This window comes from Rothia endophytica, assembly GCF_928381505.1.
Lineage (GTDB): Bacteria > Actinomycetota > Actinomycetes > Actinomycetales > Micrococcaceae > Rothia > Rothia endophytica_A.
Genome location: NZ_CAKMSJ010000010.1, coordinates 17,737 through 36,385, shown reverse-complemented (window position 1 = coordinate 36,385; position 18,649 = coordinate 17,737). Strand labels below are relative to the sequence as shown.

Genomic DNA, 18,649 nt, shown 5'->3' with positions numbered 1-18,649 from the left:
CTTACTTGTAGGGTAAGGTGTAGCTTACTTCGATGATTAAGTGGGCCTGATCCTGATAAAATACCACAAGGAAACCTACGTGAAGCAGAATCCTTTCTCTCTCATTGCTGTCACCACAGTTCTAGCACTGGCGCTGGCTGGCTGCGGCGCCAATACCGCTTCTTCCGAATCGTCGGCTGATACTTCTGCAAGTTCTTCAGCTCAAACCGCTCAGGAGATCACCGTTACCGACAATTACGGTGAGGTAACTGTGTCTCAGCCCGTGCAAAAAGTGGCTTCCACCGACAACAGGACTTTCGAAGTGCTTGATGCCTGGGGTATTGACCTTGTAGCTGCTCCGGTTCCCCTTATTCCTTCAACGGTTGAAAACTATAAAAAGAACGCAGATATTACCGACATCGGCACTCACCGCGAGCCTAATCTTGAATTGCTGGCTGCTGAAGAGCCGGATCTTATTATCAACGGTCAGCGTTTTACCGACCACTACGAAGACATCAAAACTCTCAACCCTCAGGCGGCTATTGTTGAGCTAGAGCCCCGAGAGGGTGAGCCTCTGGATGCTGAACTTAAGCGTCAGGTCACTACTCTGGGTGAAGTTTTTGGCAAGCAGGCTGAAGCTGAGCAGCTGATTGCTGATTTTGATGCTGCTCTTAAGCGCGCCAAGGACGCGTATGACGGCGAATCAACCGTCATGGCAGTCAATGTTTCCGGTGGAGAAATCGGTTTCATCGCCCCCGGTAAGGGACGCACCTACGGCCCAATTTTTGACCTCCTCGACCTCAAGCCAGCTCTTGAAGTAGCTGATTCCAGTGATAACCACCAGGGGGATGACATCTCTGTTGAAGCTATCGCTGAGGCCAACCCGGACTGGCTCTTTGTGCTGGACCGTGACGCCGGGGTGAGCAGCATCGAAAACGCTGAACCTGCAGCTGATGTGATTGCCAAGAATGCTGCACTTGCTAACGTGACAGCGGTCAGCAAGGGTAATTTGCAGTATGCGCCTAAGGACACCTACACCAACGAATCAATCATCACCTACACCGAGATCCTCAACGATATCGCAGATAAGCTTGAAGCGGCCCAGTAGGCAGTTTCAGCCCTAGACCCAAGAAAAAGGAGTCACCCCCACTGAGTGTGCGGGGTGACTCCTTGAGGCATTTATGACGACGATAACTAGCAGCCGAGCTAAAAGCACCCGAGCGCCACTTTTTGATACCAAATTGCTGATTGGCCTACTGGTCGTTCTTGCTCTGCTCGCAGCTTCCCTACTGACGGGGGAGTATGACATTTTTGGGAAGTCCGATGGATCCCAGATGTTTGCCAATACCCGTATACCGCGCACGATTGCGCTGGTTCTGGCAGGGGCAGCTATGGCTATGAGCGGGTTAGTCATGCAGATGCTGACTCAAAATAAATTCGTGGAGCCGACTACCACTGGCACCACCGAATGGGCAGGGCTGGGGCTGCTTTTTATGCTATTTTTCTTCCCTGCGTCCACGGTCTTGCAACAGATGGTGGCAGCTGTTTTCTTTGCCTTTATTGGTTCTATGGTCTTCTTCCTATTTTTACGTAGGGTATCGCTACGCTCCTCTCTCATCGTGCCGATTGTGGGAATCATGCTGGGGGCGGTGGTCAGCTCGGTCTCAACCTTCTTTGCCTTGCAGACCAACCTATTGCAGAACCTGGGCGTTTGGTTCGCCGGCAGCTTTACCTCGGTAATCCGCGGGCAGTACGAGGTCTTGTGGGTAGTTCTTGCCGTGGTAGCGGTTATCTTTTGGTATGCGGACCGGCTGACGGTTGCCGGGCTAGGTGAAGAATTTGCCACCAACGTCGGGCTCAACTATGCCCGAATCATGCTGATTGGTACCGTGCTCATTGCGGTAGCCACCGGGGTGGTGACGGTTGTTGTCGGTTCCCTGCCTTTCCTCGGGCTTATCGTGCCCAATATGGTCAGTATCTTTCGCGGGGACGACCTGCGTTCCAACCTCCCCTGGGTGGCGCTGACCGGCGTAGGTGTGGTGACTGTCTGCGATCTCATTGGCCGTCTCATCATCGCACCCTTTGAGATGCCTGTCTCTGTCATCTTGGGCATTGTCGGTGCACTGGTCTTTATCTTCCTGATTATGAGGGGGCGCCGCCGTGTATAAGAAACCTGACACGAGCCGCTTGCTAGCCGTCCGATCTTTATCAGCGCCCAAGTCCTACCGCAGTGCTGGTGCCTTCAGAACCCTCGGTGCTGCTCGCCGCTACTGGATTATTCTGGCCGTACTTGGGGTCATTGCTGTACTTGCTGGCTTTGGTTTACTCGCCTATAAAAACCCTTTTGAAACGGGGAGCCTTAAATGGTGGTTGATTGCCGAGCGTCGCGGCAACGCACTGATTGCCATGGGAATAGCCGCCGTCTGCCAGGCAGTAGCAACCATTGCCTTTCAGACGGTGACCAACAACCGCATCATCACTCCGGGCATCCTGGGCTTCCAGGCTCTCTACACTGCCATTCACACAGCAACTGTCTACTTTGCAGGGGTTACAGGGCTGGTTGCTGCTCGGACGCTGGACACCTTCATCTTCCAAATCGTCATGATGGTAGCCCTCAGCCTGTTGCTCTACTCCTGGCTGCTGACCGGCAAACACGCCAATATGCACGTCATGCTTCTGGTGGGGGTTGTTATTGGAGGCGGGCTTGGCTCGGTATCAACCTTCATGCAGCGTATGCTAACCCCCAGCGAATTCGATGTGCTCACTGCCCGCCTTTTTGCTTCGGTTAATAATGCTGAACCCGAGTATTACCCCATCGCTATTCCACTGGTGTTGATCAGCGTCCTGATTCTCTGGGCAAAATCACGCACCCTCAATGCCCTGAGTCTAGGTGCCCCTGCCGCAACTAATCTCGGCATTTCCTACCGCCGCCAAGCAATTCTGGTTCTCGTCCTGGTCGCTGTGCTCATGGCAGTTTCTACAGCCCTCGTTGGCCCCCTCACTTTCCTGGGTTTCCTCGTAGCTACGATGACCTACCAGGCTGCAGACACCTTTGATCACCGTTATCTTTTCCCCATGTCTGTACTGCTGGCCTTCGCCACCCTGGCAGCTGCTTACTTCATCATGAACCACATCTTCTCAGCCCAGGGCGTTGTAGGTATCATCATCGAACTGGTCGGCGGTATCGCCTTCCTCATCATCATCCTCAGAAAGGGCAAACTGTGATTACCCTCGAGCAGGTCGCCAAATCCTACTCATCAGAAACCAGCATCGGGCCCGTTGATCTCAGCATCCCGGCCGGGGGTATCACTGCCCTGGTGGGCCCCAACGGCGCTGGCAAATCTACCCTGCTCACCATGATGGGCCGCCTCCTTGAAATTGAAACTGGCACCATCATCGTCGGCTCTTTCGACATCGCCTCCACTAAATCAAAAGACCTGGCTAAGGTGCTCTCCATCCTGCGGCAGGAAAATCACTACGTCACCAAACTCACGGTCCGTCAGCTCGTAGGGTTTGGTCGCTTCCCCTACAGCAAAGGACGTCTAACCCGGCAGGACGAAGACATCATTTCCCGCTACATCGACTTCCTTAACCTCACCCAACTAGAGCACCGCTACTTAGAAGAGCTCTCGGGAGGTCAGCGTCAACGTGCCTACGTAGCCATGGTGCTCTGCCAGGAAACCGAATACGTACTGCTGGATGAACCGCTCAATAACCTCGATATCTCTCACTCGGTGCAAATGATGAAGCACCTGCAGGCAGCCGCCAGAGAATTTGGCAGAACCATCATCGTGGTACTTCATGATATTAACTTTGCCGCACGCTACGCCGACCACATCTGCGCCATTAAGGACGGCAAACTAGCTGCCTTTGGCACGGTTGAAGAAATCATGCAACCGGACTTACTGACCGAAATCTTCAACACCGAAATCGAGGTGATCCAGGGCCCCAGCGGCCCCATCGCCTGCTACCACTAGAGGGGACGCAGGATGTCGCTGGGCTTGTTTGTTCGCGCAGAGCGGTCACAAAAGGTGCCGCTACATGCCATCAGCGAACTGAGGCCCTTTTACCCATCGAGCCGGCGTTTTTAGCGATAACCTGAATGTCAAGAAAATCTTTGGTGCCCACCCGGCACCTGACCCGATTGAGGAGCTGACTGTATGTCATTCAACCTTCCCGCAGCGACGCAGGCACCGGTGATGGAAACCCCCATGGGTGGCCAGGACGATTACGTCTATAACCGTTTGCTCAAGGAACGCATTATCTGGCTGGGATCAGAGGTGCGTGACGATAATGCCAACCGCATCTGTTCACAGCTCCTCTTGCTTTCGGCAGAAGATCCCGAAGCTGATATCTACCTCTACATCAACTCACCCGGTGGTTCAGTCACCGCTGGCATGGCGATCTACGACACCATGCAGCTGATCCCCAACGACGTAGTCACCGTGGTTACCGGTATGGCTGCCTCCATGGGCCAGTTCTTGCTGACCGCAGGAGCTCCCGGTAAGCGCTACTCAACCCCTAACGCCCGCATCCTCATGCACCAGCCCTCAGGTGGCATCGGCGGTACCGCTTCTGATATCCGTACTCAGGCCCAGCTCATTCTTGACATGAAGAAGCGTCTTTCACAGATTACTGCTGAGCGCACCGGTCAGAGCCTAGAGACCATCCTGCGCGATAATGACCGCGACAACTGGTTCACTGCCGAAGAGGGCCTGGAATACGGCTTCTTCGACAAGATTCTTGACCGCATTGGCCCCGCTACCAGCGCAACCGATCAGTAACCGGCAACTTTGGTTTTTACAGGAGAACACCAATGATTCACCTTCCCTCATCTACCGCGCCTGCCGGTATGCCCACCGACCGTTACGTGTTGCCCAACTTTGAAGAGCGCACACCCTACGGCTACAAGCGCCAGGATCCCTACGCAAAGCTGTTTGAAGACCGCATTATCTTCTTGGGTGTACAGGTGGACGACGCTTCAGCTGACGACATTATGGCCCAGCTGCTGGTTCTGGAGTCACAGGACCCAGACCGCGATATCACCCTCTACATCAACTCACCGGGTGGCTCCTTCACCGCGATGACCGCTATTTACGACACCATGCAGTACATCCGCCCTGAAATCCAGACCGTTTGCCTGGGGCAGGCTGCTTCTGCGGCGTCAGTTCTGCTAGCTGCCGGTACCCCCGGTAAGCGTTTAGCGCTGCCTAACGCTCGCGTGCTCATTCACCAGCCCGCTCTTTCAGGTCAGCAGGGTGGCCAGGCGTCTGACATTGAAATTCACGCCAATGAAGTGATGCGCATGCGTGAGTGGACCTCAGAAACTCTGGCACTGCACTCCCACAAGACCTTTGAAGAGGTTGACAAGATTATTGAGCGCGACCACATCCTCACCGCTTCAGCGGCTAAGGAGTTTGGCATCGTAGACCAGGTGCTCGAATCCCGTAAGGCAGTGAAGCCCACCTTCAACACCGCCAAGAAGCACGATTAAGAACTCATAGATTTCAGTGGCTTTTGACGCCGCCTACCGCACCCACCAGCTTTGGTCGGGTAACCGGTAGGCGGCGTCCTTTTCGCGCTAAGTGCAAAACCTATTTGTTTTGAGCTATCAGGTTATTCAAGCGGCTTCACCTAAACGTAATGTTGCAACGGTGTCAGCAATCTTGGGTCTATGCCCATTAAGAGGTAGATTAGGAGTGGTATTCACGAGGAAAGGCGGAGTTCGATGGCGCGTCTCGGCGACAGTGCGACACTTCCTAAATGCTCATTTTGCGGTAAGAACCAGCGACAGGTGCGAAAGCTCATCGCTGGCCCAAATATCTACATCTGCGATGAGTGCATTGAACTGTGCAACGAAATCCTCGAAGAAGAGCTGGCCGAGGTCAAAGACCTAGGTACCACGGTAGAGTTGCCTACCCCCCGCGAAATTTTTGATCACCTGCAGGAATACGTCATTGGGCAAGAGGCTGCGAAGAGGGCCTTATCTGTAGCTGTCTACAACCACTACAAGCGAATCCGCGCCCAGAGTGCCCCTGCCTTTGATGCGCAAGAAATCCTTGCCACTGAAGGTGAAGATGTTGAAATCGCTAAGTCTAATATTCTCTTAGTTGGCCCTACCGGCTCAGGTAAGACCTACCTGGCTCAGACCCTGGCTAAAAAACTTGATGTTCCCTTTGCTGTCGCCGATGCGACCTCCTTGACGGAAGCAGGCTATGTAGGTGAGGACGTCGAGAACATTCTTCTTAAACTCATCCAGGCTGCTGACGGTGATATTGAAAAAGCCCAGCGTGGCATTATCTACATCGATGAGATCGATAAAATCTCGCGTAAGGCAGATAATCCCTCTATCACTCGTGACGTTTCAGGTGAGGGCGTGCAGCAGGCGCTGCTGAAAATTCTTGAAGGCACCGAGGCTTCTGTGCCGCCCCAGGGTGGCCGTAAGCACCCACAACAAGAGCTCCTGCGCATTAATACGTCAAATATTCTCTTTATCGTGGCTGGCGCTTTTGCCGGTATCGAAGAGATAGTAGGCGGACGCGTCGGCCGCAAGGGCATTGGCTTTGGAGCTTCCATCGAACAAGCCTCCAAGGATTCAGACATCCTCACTAAGCTGATGCCCGAGGATCTCCTTAAGTTTGGGCTTATCCCAGAATTCATTGGCCGCCTCCCGGTACTTGCCACCCTAGGCAAACTGTCAGAAGAAGACCTGGTGGCCATTCTGACTAAACCCAAGAACGCACTGGCCAAGCAGTACAGGCGCATGTTTGCCCTCGATGACGTTGAGCTGATTTTTGAGGACGCCGCCATTGAGGCTATCGCTCGTCAGGCAACTGCAAGGGATACTGGCGCTCGCGGACTGCGTTCCATTATGGAGAACCTCTTGCAGCCAGTCATGTTTGATATTCCCAGCCGTCAGGATGTCACCGCTGTCATCATCGATGAAGCGGTGGTGCTGGGAGAGAAGGACCCCATTCTGGTGGTCGAAAAAGATGTTGAGAAAAAATCTGCCTAAGCATGAAAGAAGAATTTATGGCTCAGAATACTGTTGATTTTTGGTTTGATCCCACCTGCCCCTGGTGCTGGATGACCAGCCGCTGGATTAAGGATGTGGAGAAGCTCCGTGATATTTCGGTGAGGTGGCACCCCTTCTCACTCGCTGTTCTCAATGAGGGCAGAGATCTTGACCCCGGCTACCGCAAGCACGTTGATAACACCTGGGGCCCAGCACGTGTATCAACCGCCGTGGCGGAGCAGTACGGCCAAGAAAAGTTGGACGAACTATACACTGCACTGGGCGAGCAAATTCATCACCAGAAGAACAAGGAAGGCACCTACTTTGAGAAGGCTATTGACGCAGCTTTAGCAGCTGTCGGTCTTCCAGCAGAGTTAAGCCAGGTTGCCTTCACCGAAGAATATGACGAGCAGATGCGCGCCTCGACCCGTGAGGGGCTGGACGCTGCTGGTGGCGACGATATCGGCGTCCCCCTAATGAGCATTAACGGGGTAACTTTCTTTGGGCCAGTCATGAGCCCGGCACCCACCGGTGAAGAAGCTGGCAAGGTCTTCGATGCAGCCGTCACTCTGGCCGGGTACCCCGGTTTCTACGAAATTAAGCGCCCCCGCAACGTAGGCCCCATTTTCAACCAGAAGTAGAAGTTTCAATGGCTCTTTCGCATGACCCAGACAGCCTGCCGCAAGCTCAAGCGCCAGATCAGCTGATGGGTGCTGCCCTCACTCTCTACGGGCTAACCGTCTGCACCCAACTTTGAAGAACTGGTAGGCGCTTTGGGCCGCCACAGGTTCGGGACTTCCTGCGTTTATCTCGCCAATCTCGCTAAAGTTGACCGTGAAATACTTGAGCAGCTGGTTACCCAGGCTTGGACAGCTGATATTGCGGGTTACTCTGCCTCAGGCTGTTAGCTGCCGCTGATTGCCTTCTGCTGGCGTCGGCCACGCCGGGTTTCGGTGGCGTTGTGCGTGTAATTGACTGCTCCGTCGTCGGTGAACTCAATGAGCGCAAAAACGTGGACCGCCATCAGAACGTAGACGGCGTAGAGCGTACTGACAGAAGCCTGGCCGGTGAAAACGGTAATGGCATTAATGACGAAAGAAACGCTCAGTAGAGCTAAGAGAACCTTACGAGCGCGGCGTCGACCGCGAATCACGGCAGCCGAAAGAATAACCTGCACTATCGCTAGAGTCACCAACGCTCCAATGAGCGTTATCCCCGCATATTGATCTGTAAAATCAGCAGCAGCAATCTCTTGATTGGTGAATAAATCGTGCACGGTAGCCGTGTGCGCTGGGAGATTTAGTAGACCCAAGCCCAGCTGAATCAGCGCCAGGACGCCTACGCAGGCAGCCGCCACCCAGACGCTAAGCGGGGCCTGCTCAGCTAGTTCCCACGGAGTGCGATGATAGGAATACCTGGATTCCTCGTGATGATCATGGATTTCCATGGCCTCTTCAACAACATCGTGGACATCAAGAATGGGTAAATGCCCATCGGTGATGATATTATCTCCGCCCCCATTGCGGGAGTGGTAGCCGGTTGAAAAATCTTTGATGACTTCAAGTTCGGTGCTACTTTGATTGCAGTAGCGCACGGTATCGACTACGTAGTCACGTTCTTTATCGGTGTCGGCATCAATCTTGTGCGTAACCTGGAAAGTGAAGAGGGAGAGGCCGACAGACCGATCGTAGGTAGCGGCAGCAAGCCAGTCAACCTCAGCACCACCTGGAAGCTTCCAATCTGCAGGGGTCTTCCAAAACCTAATATGGTGGCGCTTACTGGGGGAGCCATCTACTTCCTGCTGGTATGCGAAATCCTCTTTGCGGTTGAAAAGAAAAAGAGGCGAGACTGGAGCTGTAGGGTAGGGGCGGCGGCGGATCGTGTTGATAATAATCCGCCAAGAAGATGCCAGTGTTACTGGTTCAGCCTTATGCCAGCCGGCGTTTTTCATAGCGCGATGCACATCCACTGATTCGCCCTGCAGGGCAAGATTAACCGGATCGCCCAGCAAACCGTCGTTGGTGCGGGTACGACCAATAAAGTAGTTAGGCACGTAAAGGGTGGTAAGGATTCTGTGTAGCCGAGGCAGGGTCATGTAGGCGGCGATACCCCAGAACACTAGCGCCAGGAAGATTCCCCACCAACTGTGTTGCACTGCGTCCACCAGAGCCACAATGGCTAGCCACACAGCGGCAACTCCAGCGAAGACAAAGAAGAAACGATCTAGCCAGCTTCCATCAACGCGGCGGCTAGCCTGAGTGAAGGGGTGCAGAAGACCGCTGGGGTTGCTGTCAGTTCCACCGCGGTAGACGGGGTAGCCAGAATCGAAGGGACGCCGGGTGGTGGGCACGCTACTCCTCAAGGGTCGAGCTTGATCGTCAGGGTTCACTCCATTCTACCGGGGCTTCCTTCGGGCTAACCCTTAATAAAAGGTGCCCCGGTTATCACAGGGAGATAACCGGGGCACCTACCACGAGGCGGAGAATCGCCTACTCGGCGTCTTCCACTAGGATAACGTCAGAGACGGACAGCTCGCCCTCACCCTCGACCAGGGTGATGTGGCGGGCATTGCCGGCAGCCTTGAGGTCGTTCAAACCTGTGGACAAGCGGGCGACATCAGCGGCGCGGGCGGTGATGACAGCACTTTCAACCTCGGTACGCTGTTTGACCTGAGCCTCGCTCTTTGCCTTGCGCAGACCGCTCAGGGCGGTTGCAACGGTGGGCAGCACCTCAGCATCGGCCTCTGCTGCCAGCCCTGCGTAGCCTTCGGTAGTGGGCCAGGGCGCGCGGTGGACCGAACCTGCACGCCACCAACTCCAAATTTCGTCGGTGACGAAGGGGAGGAAGGGCGCGAAGAGACGCAGCATAGCATCAAGGGTCGTTGCGAGGGCCGTTAGGACGGAGGCCTGCTGGTCTTCACCCACGTTGCCGTAAGCACGATCCTTGATGAGCTCAACGAAGTCATCGGTAAAGTGCCAGAAGAAGGTCTCTGAGATTTGCAGAGCACGGGCGTACTCGTAGTTCTCAAAAGCCTGGCTAGCGCTCTCAACGAGGGTGTTGAGGCGCGCCAGTAGGGATAGATCCAGCTCATTGATAACTGCCGATGCCTGCTCGGGGCTGGTGAGCACTGAATCAGCGGTAGCACCCAGACCCAGAACAAACTTGGAAGCGTTGAGGAGCTTAATCGCCAGGCGGCGGCCAATCTTCATCTGAGCTTCGTCGTAGGCGGTATCGGCACCCAGCTTAGCTGAGGCGGCCCAGTAGCGAACCGCGTCCGAACCGTACTTTTCAAGGACGTCATTAGGCACTACCACGTTGCCCTTGGACTTGGACATCTTCTTGCGGTCCGGGTCCAGGATCCACCCCGACAGGGCGGTGTTGGTCCAGGGAACGGTGTTCTCCAAAGAGTTTGAGCGAACTACAGTCGAGAAGAGCCAGGTGCGGATGATGTCGTGACCCTGGGGGCGCAGATCCATGGGGAAGGTGACCTCGTGCAACTTCTCATCAACGGCCCAGCCGGTAGCAATCTGCGGGGTCAGTGACGAGGTAGCCCAGGTGTCCAGGACGTCCGGGTCAGCGATAAAGCCGCCGGGTACACCACGCTGATCCTCGGTGAAACCGGGGGCAGCCTGGGACGCAGGGTCAACGGGGAGCATGTCCTCGGTGGGCAGGAGGGGAGAGTCGTAATCAGGCTCGCCCTCTGCGTCCAGTGCGTACCAGACGGGGAAGGGTACACCGAAGAAGCGCTGGCGGGAAATGAGCCAGTCACCGTTCAGACCCTCAACCCAGTTCTCGTAGCGCGAGCGCATGAAGGCCGGGTGCCAGGTCATCTGCTGACCGCGAGCCACCAGGGCGTCGCGACGGTCTGCATCGCGGCCACCATTGCGGATATACCACTGCCGGGAAGCCACAATCTCAAGGGGCTTATCACCCTTCTCATAGAACTTCACGGGGTGGGTGATAGTCTTGGGCTCACCCTCCATCTCACCGGTTTCGACCAGCATCTCAACCACGGTCTTCTGCGCGGTGAATACAGTAGCGCCTGCCATACGCGCGTAGCGCTCGCGGCCTTCTTCGCTGGTGATCCACTCGGGGGTCTCAGATGAGAAACGGCCGTCGCGGCCAATGAGAGCGCGGGTGTCCAGCTGCAGTTCGCGCCACCAGGTGACGTCGGTGGTATCGCCAAAGGTACAAATCATGGCGATACCGGCGCCCTTATCGGGCTGTGCCAGGGGGTGCGCTTTGATTTCAACCTCAACACCGAAGAGGGGAGAGGTCACCTTAGTGCCAAAGAGAGGCTGGTAGCGCTCGTCATCGGGATGGGCTACCAGAGCCACACAGGAGGGCAGCAGTTCAGGGCGGGTGGTCTCAATCCAAACCTTCTCACCGTTTTCACGGTGGAAGGAGATACGGTGGTAGGCGCCGGGGCGTTCCTTGTCCTCAAGCTCAGCCTGGGCAACAGCGGTACGGAAGGTGACATCCCACATGGTGGGTGCCTCAGCCATGTAGGCGTCGCCGCTGGCGAGGTCGTTGAGGAAGGCCAACTGGGAGACCTTGCGGGAGTGGGCGTCAATGGTGCGGTAGGTGCGTGACCAGTCAACGGACAGACCCAGGGTTGTGAAGAGCTGCTCGAAGACCTTTTCGTCTTCTACTGCGAGAATTTCACAGAGTTCGATGAAGTTCTGGCGGGAAATGCGCGGCCAGTCACGCTGGTTCTTAGCGGGCTTTTCGGGCGCTGTGAAATCGGGGTCGTAGGGAACTGCGGGGTCGCAAAGCACCCCGTAGTAGTTCTGCACGCGTCGCTCGGTGGGTAGGCCGTTATCGTCCCAACCCAGAGGGTAGAAGACGTTCTTGCCCTTCATTCGCTGGTAGCGGGCAATGACGTCGGTCTGGGTGTAAGAGAACATGTGACCAACGTGCAGTGAGCCGGACGCGGTGGGCGGCGGAGTGTCGATGGAGTAGACCTGCTCGCGCGTGGTGTTCTCATCAAACGCGTAGGTTGAGTGCGCAGCCCAGTTCTGAGTGAACTTTGCTTCAAGGCCTTCAAGGCCGGGCTTAGCGGGGACATTGATTTCTACGGGCGTGTCTGTGCCCTGGTTGATTTCAGCCATGCTGTCCATTCTCTCATGTCTCGCCCCAGCATGCACCCGGGCAGAGGGCTTCTGTGAGCAGTAGGATAGAGGTCAGAGATTACCTACCGTGAGGAGTTCACATGACCTTGCCTGCTAACCCCTTTGCACCGGATGCTCATATCGGGAAGATTGCGGTGGTGACCGGTGCGTCCTCAGGTATCGGGCGAGCAACCGCCCAGCACCTTGCTGCCACCGGCTGGAAGCTGTTCGCCGTAGCTCGCCGGGCTGATCGTCTGGCGGAACTCGCAGAGAGCACCGGCGTAACCCCGGTCGTTCTAGATATCACCGACGAAGCTGCCGTGAAAGCTGCTGCCGCAGAAATTCTTGAAGCCACCGGCGGAACATTGGACGCCCTGGTTAACATCTCAGGTGGCGCTCTTGGTGCCGACAAAGTAGCTGATGCTGATGTAGCGGGTTGGCGAGCCATGTATGAAGTCAACGTGCTAGGCACGCTCAACATGGTGACCGCTTTCCTTCCCGCCCTGCGCGAGAATGGCGAGGGCACGGTATTGAACCTGACGTCAACGGCGGCAGAAGCTGGGTACGAAGGGGGAGGCGGCTATAACGCTGCCAAATTTGGCGAGCGTGCCCTCACCGAGGCTCTGCGCCTCGAAGAAGCCGAGCACAACGTTCGTGTTATCGAGGTGCGCCCCGGCATGGTGCGCACCGATGAATTCGCCCTTAACCGCCTGGGTAGCGCTGAGGCTGCCGCCAAGGTCTACGACGGGGTAGGTAAGCCCCTACTGGCAGAGGACGTAGCCCAGACAGTCACCTTCGCACTCAACGTACCGCACCACATCAACCTGGACCACATCACCATGCGCCCGGTAGCCCAGGCGGCGCAGTACAAGGTCATCCGAAAGGTTATCTAAATGCAGCACATTATTGCGGTTTCTCACGGTACCGATAACCTTGAAGGCCGGGCCTCCATTGCTTTGGTGCGTGAGCAGATGCAGGCGGTGCTCGACGAGCAGTCCCCGGGGACAGCCACAGTGCATGAAGCCTACGTCGATGTGCAAGAACCCTCCCTCGATAAGGTTGCCGCTAGTTTTGCCGCAGATGACACGGTGACTATCGTTCCCATTTTGCTCTCGACCGGCTACCACACCCAGGTGGATATCACCGAGGCGGCGGAAGCTTCGGGTGTCCGCGATATTAGAATCGCCCGCGCCCTCGGCCCCTCGGCTGCGCTCGCCATGCTGCAGCGTCAGCGCCTGGAAGAAGCCGGGTGGGACGGCTACGACGATGTGGTGATGGCAGCTGCCGGCTCATCCCGGGCCGATGGGCGCGAAGCGGTCATGCTACAGGCTGAAGTTTTTTCAACCCTGCTCTCACGCTATGTGCCCTATGGTTTTGCAGCAAAAATTGACCCACAGATAGCAGATGCAGTAGAAGAAAACCGAGCAGAATACGTCTCTAGCTACCTGCTGGGCCGAGGTTTCTTCCAAACCCTGCTCACCAAGCTGGACGGCGCGGGTGAACACCTCACCATTTGCGAGCCGCTGGTGCTACCGGGTGACACAAAAGCCGCACGGATCGTTGCCGAGGTCGCCCTGGAACGAGTGGCTGAGGTTTCTGCCGGCTAATTCTCATCCCCAAACTTTCAGACCAACACTACGCCCCGCCGTCCCTCAAACGAGAGGCAGCGGGGCGGTCTGCAGCAGGGCAAGGACGCCGGGCTGCGGCTTTAGCGCACGCGCTCAGCTTCGAAATGCTGCTTAGGTTCAACGAATGAACTCTGTGACTCAATAAGGAGTAGCTCCCGCTGACCTGCCTCCATGGTGTTCTTCAGCAGGTCATAGACGCTTGCGGTAGTCAGCTCAAGTGCATCTTTGAGCGATTTTCCTGCGGCGAAGTGAGACGCAAAGAGCGCCTGGGTTACATCCCCTGAACCGTTGGCCTTATGATTGAGACGCGGAGTGGTGATAAGCCAGGCCTCATCACCGTCAACGGCTAGCATCTGGATAGAATCAGCGGGGGTTTCGGGGGTTAATACAGAGGTCACCAAAACAGTTTTGGGGCCGATATTCTGGGCTTTTTTAACGGACTCAAGAACCTCATCCAGGGTCTTGGGGTCAGTGTTAGTTACGAATCCCAGCTCAAACTGGTTAGGAGTAATGATGTCGGCGTGCTGAATGACGCGGTCACGAATCAGCTCCTGAACTTCGGGGGAGACAAAGCAGCCGGTATCCGCAGAGCCAAGCACCGGGTCGCAGGAGTAAAGCATCTTAGGGTTTTTGGCGCGGGTGCGAGCCACAGCGTCCAAGATAGCGTCACCGATGGAGGCACCACCCTGGTAACCGGAGATAATGAGGGCGGTCTCTTCGAGCGCGCCGCGAGCCTCGATACCCTTGACGATTTCACGCACGTCGTCACCAGAGACAAGTGGGCCAGTCCAGTCGCCGTAGGCAGTGCTGTTAGAGAAGAGCACGGTGTTAACGGGCATGACCTCATGGCCAATGCGCTGGAGCGGGAAGACGGCGGCTGAGTTGCCCACATGACCGTAGGAAACTGCTGACTGAATAGACATAATACGCATGCCTCTTATTGTAGACCCGTACCACAGGTTTTCTTGCCCACCGGTCACAGGCTGAAACACCCGCCGTCCTTCTCTCACAACTTTGTCCTAATATATCGCCAAATGCCCTGAATATTATTCAGGGCATTTGGCGATATATAGGACAAACCGGTTGGGAGAAGGGGGCAGTGATGCTAGGTGCGGGCTGCCCTGCCCTCACTCAGAGCCTGAGCCAAAAGGGCATCGCGGCGGCAGGCAGCAGCTTCATCAGCAGGTTCACCAGCATCAACCACTCGACCAATTACCGTAATAGCCGGTGCCTTAATGTCGGCAAGATCAGTCCCAGCTTTCGCCAGCGTAGAGAAAGTAACCCTCTCACCCTCGCGATACACATTCTCAAAGGTTGCCAGCGGCATCTGCCCCTCAACACCTCGGGCGAGCAAGCCAGCTACAGTGTGGGGTAGGGTGCGGACGCCCATGAGCAGGGATACCGTACCGCCCAGCTTGATAAACCCAGCCAAGTGATCAAGCTCAGCATCTGCCAGCTCAGAGTGGCCAGATACCACTGTAAACATGTGCCCTACCTTGCGCAGGGTCATGGGGACCTTGGCAGAAGCCGGCACAGCGATTGAAGAGGTAACACCAGAAATCACCTCAACGTCAATACCTTCGCGCTCGCAGACATAGAGCTCTTCGGTGCCGCGACCAAAAACGTAGGGATCCCCTCCCTTGACGCGTGCTACCTTGAGCCCTGCGTGGGCTTTTTCAATCATGAGCCGGTCGATATCACGCTGCGGAACCTTGTGCTTGCCCGGCACCTTGCCCACATCGATAATTTCAGCACCAGGTGCCCAGGAAGCTATATCAGCGGCGGGTGCCAGATGGTCAATGAGCACCACATCGGATTCTGCCAGTGCCTCAAGTGCCCGAGCTGTCATGTACCCGGCCTTACCCGGCCCTGCACCGATCAAGAAAACCATGCCGCTGGCTGGCGCTGGCTGCTCAGCGTCAAAGGTTAGAAGAGCACCCGGCAGATGCTGACGCACTGACCGTGCCCACTCATCCCGTGTAGCGGCGTCCTGCTCACCAACACACACCACTGCCAAAGATACCGGGGCCAAGTCGGCTAAATGGCTGGCGTCCTCAACCTGAAGCGTCTGTCCTGCAGCGTACTTGCGGGCTACTCTGCTGGTACGTTCTTTTGCGCCCAGCAGGGCGACGGCGGAGCCGGTGACATCAATTTCAACAAACATGGTTCTCACTTATGGTTAGGGCGGGCAGGGAACTTACCAGCTCCCTGCCCGCACCTTTTCACGATCATTCGGTTAGGACGCCGGGTTAGGCGGGTGCACCAACGGGAAGTTTGGTGCCCCCAATGAGCACGCGGTGCTCATCTTCGTCCTCAAAATCAGCTGGGTCTGCAGCTGCGATTTCCTCGGGGGTTGCCGGGCGGATCTGATCGCGGTCCAGCACGTAGAGGCGGTCGCCAACAGCTGATGTTCCGGGCTCGTTGATGAAAGCGCGGAAGCGGCGCAGACGCTTATCATCAGCCAGAGTCGCTGCCCACTCGTCCTCATAGTGGTCGATGTGGTACTGCATGTCGCGGTCTAGGTCAGCGCAGATACCCAGTGAGTCCTTGATGATGACCTGCTGCAGGTGCTCGATGGCGTCCCCGAACTTCTCGTCCAGGTCCTCAGCCCAACGGGCGGTGCGCTGCAGCTTATCAGCGGTGCGGATGTAGTACATCAGGTAACGGTCAATGTAGGTGAAGGCAGTCTGCTGATCCAGGTCTTTGGCGAAGAGACGGCCGTGGGCGGGAGTCGCACCGCCGTTACCCGCGAAGTAGAGGTTCCAGCCATTAGCGGTGGCGATGACCCCAACGTCCTTGCCCTGAGCCTCAGCGCATTCGCGGTTACAACCCGAAACACCCATCTTGAACTTATGCGGTGAACGCAGACCCTTATAGCGGTTCTCGGTATCGATAGCCATCTTCACCGAATCCAGCATGCCAAAGCGGCACCAGGCGCTACCGATACAGCTCTTGACGTTACGCAGTGACTTACCGTAAGCCTGGCCGGACTCAAACCCGGCATCCACCAGTCGCTTCCAAATCTCGGGGAGCTGCTCCAAACGTGCACCGTACATACCGATACGCTGGGCACCGTTAATCTTGGTGTAGAGGCCAAAGTCCCCGGCAACCTCTGCAATAACTGCCAGCTTCTGCGGGGTGATTTCGCCACCGGGGATGCGCGGGATTACACCGTAGGTACCATCCTTCTGCATGTTAGCCAGGTTGCGGTCATTGGTGTCCTGCAGAGTGCCACGGCCGCCGTCCAGAGCGTAGCTCTTGCGGGTAGAGGCCAGGATGGAGGCAACGGTCGGCTTACAGATAGCACAGCCGTCTTCGCCCTTGCCAAAGCGCTCTAGCACGCTGTAGAAGTCATCTAGCTCAGCCACAGCATGGACCGCCTGGAAGAGTTCAGCACGTGAGAACTCGAAGTGATCACAGAGAGCATTGGAAACTTCCAGACCCATCTTGGCCATGGTCTGATTCAGGGTCTTTTGAATCATGGGAACACAGTTACCGCACTGGGTGCCAGCAGTGGTGCTCTTCTTGATGGAGTTAACATCCTGGTCGCCGTTTGCTACGGCTTCACGGATAGCGCCAAAGCTGATGTTGTTGCAGGAACACAGGATAGCGTCATCAGGCAACTCGGTATCGGGAACCCCGTCGCCACCGGAAGCTGAGAGATAGGCACTAGGCTCCGCCGGCAACTCGCGGCCCAGCAGAGGCTTCAGAGAATCGTAGGGGTCAGTATCGCCCACAAAGACGCCACCCAGCAGGGTCTTAGCATCTGATGTGGTGACAATCTTCTGGTACATTCCGCGCGCGGGATCGGCATACACAATCTCAAGGCAACCCGGAGTAGTGCCACGTCGGTCACCGAAACCAGCCACAGAAAGACCAGAGAATTTCAGCTTGGTCGCAATATCAAAGTCGGTTAGGGACTCATCGCCGCCGGTCAGGTTGGTCGCCACTGCTTCAGCCATCTGGTTGGCAGGTGCAACCAGACCCCAGGTGCGGCCCAGAACGCAGGCTACCTCACCAATAGCCCAAATATTCGCGTCCTCGGACTGGCACTTGTCATCAACAATCAGGCCGCCGCGCTCGCCAACATTGAGCCCGGCATCCCGGGCAAGCTGATCGTTGGGGCGGATGCCTGCTGCCATCATGACGATGTCAGCGGGCAAGTCGTGAATAGCTGCTTCATCGCCCATGCCGTCTGCAACTGATACAGAAACAACCTCGCCGTTAGCGTCACGGTTGACCGATGAAATAAAGGCGCCGGTTTCTATCTCAATCCCAGCTTCGCGGATTGCGGCATTGACGGCGAAGCCACCGCCTTGATCCACCTCGATGGAAAGCAGCCAGGGGGCTACGTCCAAGATGGTTGGCTCGCCGCCCAGGTGCTTGAGACCCTCTGCCGCTTCAAGGCCGAGCAGACCGCCGCCGACCACGATAGCTTTGGGGGCACGTCCCAGTTTTTGGCTCAGTCGCTCCATCTCGCTGACGACATTTTTCACCCCGTCAATAGTGCGGAAGACATGCGCTGATTCGGAGCCTGGAATGGGAATCTTGACGGCCGATGAGCCGGTAGCCAGGATTAGCTCATCGTAGGGGTAGGTTTCACCGTTGGACGCTGAGACGGTACGAGCTGCCCGATCAATTTTGGTGCCCCGTACCTCGTTGAGCAGGGTGATATTTTCTGCCTGCCACAGGTCTGCCTCACCCAGGGTGAGATCGCGGTTAGGGTCATTGAAAATTTGTTCGAGGGCCACACGGTCGTAGGGGAGGTAAGGCTCATCGTTGAGCACGGTGATATGCGAGGCCCCGGCGTCCTTCTGCTGAAAAGCGCGCACGAAACGCCAAGCTGCTGGGCCGCCGCCAATCACGACGATGTTGCGGGTGGACTTTTGGTTCTGTGTGTCAACCATGTGGCTACC

Annotated in this window: 15 protein-coding genes; 10 read left to right on the top strand and 5 right to left on the bottom strand. The window is 56.3% G+C overall.

Annotated features, from left to right (window positions below):
* Nucleotides 1-79: 79 nt before the first annotated feature.
* From L6990_RS10540 to L6990_RS10505, 8 genes are all read left to right on the top strand, one after another.
* A complete protein-coding gene (locus L6990_RS10540; protein WP_237204084.1) occupies nt 80-1,087 on the top strand; it encodes a siderophore ABC transporter substrate-binding protein in 1,008 nt (335 codons plus the stop codon).
* Nucleotides 1,088-1,160: 73 nt separating this feature from the next.
* Complete coding sequence (locus tag L6990_RS10535; protein WP_237204083.1) at nt 1,161-2,147, top strand: ABC transporter permease; 987 nt, start codon at nt 1,161-1,163, stop codon at nt 2,145-2,147.
* Nucleotides 2,140-3,204, top strand: a complete 1,065-nt coding sequence (locus L6990_RS10530; protein WP_237204082.1) for an iron chelate uptake ABC transporter family permease subunit — start codon at nt 2,140-2,142, stop codon at nt 3,202-3,204. Before L6990_RS10535 ends, L6990_RS10530 begins: the two co-directional genes overlap by 8 nt.
* Nucleotides 3,201-3,956, top strand: a complete 756-nt coding sequence (locus L6990_RS10525; protein ID WP_237204081.1) for an iron ABC transporter ATP-binding protein — start codon at nt 3,201-3,203, stop codon at nt 3,954-3,956. Before L6990_RS10530 ends, L6990_RS10525 begins: the two co-directional genes overlap by 4 nt.
* 183 nt (nt 3,957-4,139) lie before the next feature.
* Nucleotides 4,140-4,763 (top strand): ATP-dependent Clp protease proteolytic subunit, encoded by a 624-nt coding sequence (locus tag L6990_RS10520; protein ID WP_272879286.1) that lies wholly within the window; start codon nt 4,140-4,142, stop codon nt 4,761-4,763.
* A gap of 32 nt (nt 4,764-4,795) precedes the next feature.
* Nucleotides 4,796-5,473, top strand: a complete 678-nt coding sequence (locus L6990_RS10515; protein ID WP_237204080.1) for an ATP-dependent Clp protease proteolytic subunit — start codon at nt 4,796-4,798, stop codon at nt 5,471-5,473.
* A gap of 234 nt (nt 5,474-5,707) precedes the next feature.
* Nucleotides 5,708-6,994, top strand: a complete 1,287-nt coding sequence (clpX, locus tag L6990_RS10510) for an ATP-dependent Clp protease ATP-binding subunit ClpX (RefSeq protein WP_237204079.1) — start codon at nt 5,708-5,710, stop codon at nt 6,992-6,994.
* 17 nt (nt 6,995-7,011) lie between these two features.
* A complete protein-coding gene (locus tag L6990_RS10505; RefSeq protein WP_272879285.1) occupies nt 7,012-7,635 on the top strand; it encodes a mycothiol-dependent nitroreductase Rv2466c family protein in 624 nt (207 codons plus the stop codon).
* 263 nt (nt 7,636-7,898) lie between these two features.
* On the opposite strand, the gene L6990_RS10500 is transcribed toward L6990_RS10505, so the two are convergent.
* On the bottom strand, nt 7,899-9,344 hold the full coding sequence (locus L6990_RS10500) for an LssY C-terminal domain-containing protein (RefSeq protein ID WP_237204077.1): 1,446 nt from the start codon (nt 9,342-9,344) through the stop codon (nt 7,899-7,901).
* Between the two features lie 139 nt (nt 9,345-9,483).
* Complete coding sequence (valS, locus tag L6990_RS10495) at nt 9,484-12,105, bottom strand: valine--tRNA ligase (RefSeq protein ID WP_237204076.1); 2,622 nt, start codon at nt 12,103-12,105, stop codon at nt 9,484-9,486.
* 101 nt (nt 12,106-12,206) lie between these two features.
* On the opposite strand from valS, the gene L6990_RS10490 reads away from it, so the two are divergent.
* On the top strand, nt 12,207-12,998 hold the full coding sequence (locus tag L6990_RS10490; protein ID WP_237204075.1) for an SDR family oxidoreductase: 792 nt from the start codon (nt 12,207-12,209) through the stop codon (nt 12,996-12,998).
* The gene (locus L6990_RS10485) at nt 12,999-13,712 is read left to right on the top strand and encodes a sirohydrochlorin chelatase (RefSeq protein WP_237204074.1); all 714 of its coding nucleotides are present in this window, start codon (nt 12,999-13,001) and stop codon (nt 13,710-13,712) included.
* Between the two features lie 101 nt (nt 13,713-13,813).
* Here L6990_RS10485 and pdxY read toward each other — a convergent pair whose 3' ends face one another.
* The 3 genes from pdxY to nirB all read right to left on the bottom strand — a co-directional run bounded on the left by pdxY (nt 13,814) and on the right by nirB (nt 18,640).
* Nucleotides 13,814-14,665: a pyridoxal kinase PdxY gene (gene pdxY / locus L6990_RS10480; protein ID WP_237204073.1), complete on the bottom strand. Its 852-nt coding sequence runs from the start codon at nt 14,663-14,665 to the stop codon at nt 13,814-13,816.
* A gap of 173 nt (nt 14,666-14,838) precedes the next feature.
* Nucleotides 14,839-15,897 (bottom strand): uroporphyrinogen-III C-methyltransferase, encoded by a 1,059-nt coding sequence (gene cobA / locus L6990_RS10475; protein ID WP_237204072.1) that lies wholly within the window; start codon nt 15,895-15,897, stop codon nt 14,839-14,841.
* An 85-nt stretch (nt 15,898-15,982) separates the two neighbouring features.
* Entirely contained in the window at nt 15,983-18,640 is a 2,658-nt protein-coding gene (nirB, locus tag L6990_RS10470; RefSeq protein WP_237204071.1) for a nitrite reductase large subunit NirB, read from the bottom strand.
* Nucleotides 18,641-18,649: the final 9 nt, after the last annotated feature.

Bases quoted from the DNA above. Each gene is read 5' to 3' on its own strand.
- L6990_RS10535 (WP_237204083.1), top strand. From the start codon at position 1,161: ATGACGACGATAACTAGCAGCCGAGCTAAAAGCACCCGAGCGCCACTT.
- L6990_RS10520 (WP_272879286.1), top strand. From the start codon at position 4,140: ATGTCATTCAACCTTCCCGCAGCGACGCAGGCACCGGTGATGGAAACC.
- L6990_RS10515 (WP_237204080.1), top strand. From the start codon at position 4,796: ATGATTCACCTTCCCTCATCTACCGCGCCTGCCGGTATGCCCACCGAC.
- clpX (WP_237204079.1), top strand. From the start codon at position 5,708: ATGGCGCGTCTCGGCGACAGTGCGACACTTCCTAAATGCTCATTTTGC.
- L6990_RS10505 (WP_272879285.1), top strand. From the start codon at position 7,012: ATGGCTCAGAATACTGTTGATTTTTGGTTTGATCCCACCTGCCCCTGG.
- valS (WP_237204076.1), bottom strand. From the start codon at position 12,105: ATGGCTGAAATCAACCAGGGCACAGACACGCCCGTAGAAATCAATGTC.
- L6990_RS10490 (WP_237204075.1), top strand. From the start codon at position 12,207: ATGACCTTGCCTGCTAACCCCTTTGCACCGGATGCTCATATCGGGAAG.
- L6990_RS10485 (WP_237204074.1), top strand. From the start codon at position 12,999: ATGCAGCACATTATTGCGGTTTCTCACGGTACCGATAACCTTGAAGGC.
- pdxY (WP_237204073.1), bottom strand. From the start codon at position 14,665: ATGCGTATTATGTCTATTCAGTCAGCAGTTTCCTACGGTCATGTGGGC.
- cobA (WP_237204072.1), bottom strand. From the start codon at position 15,897: ATGTTTGTTGAAATTGATGTCACCGGCTCCGCCGTCGCCCTGCTGGGC.
- nirB (WP_237204071.1), bottom strand. From the start codon at position 18,640: ATGGTTGACACACAGAACCAAAAGTCCACCCGCAACATCGTCGTGATT.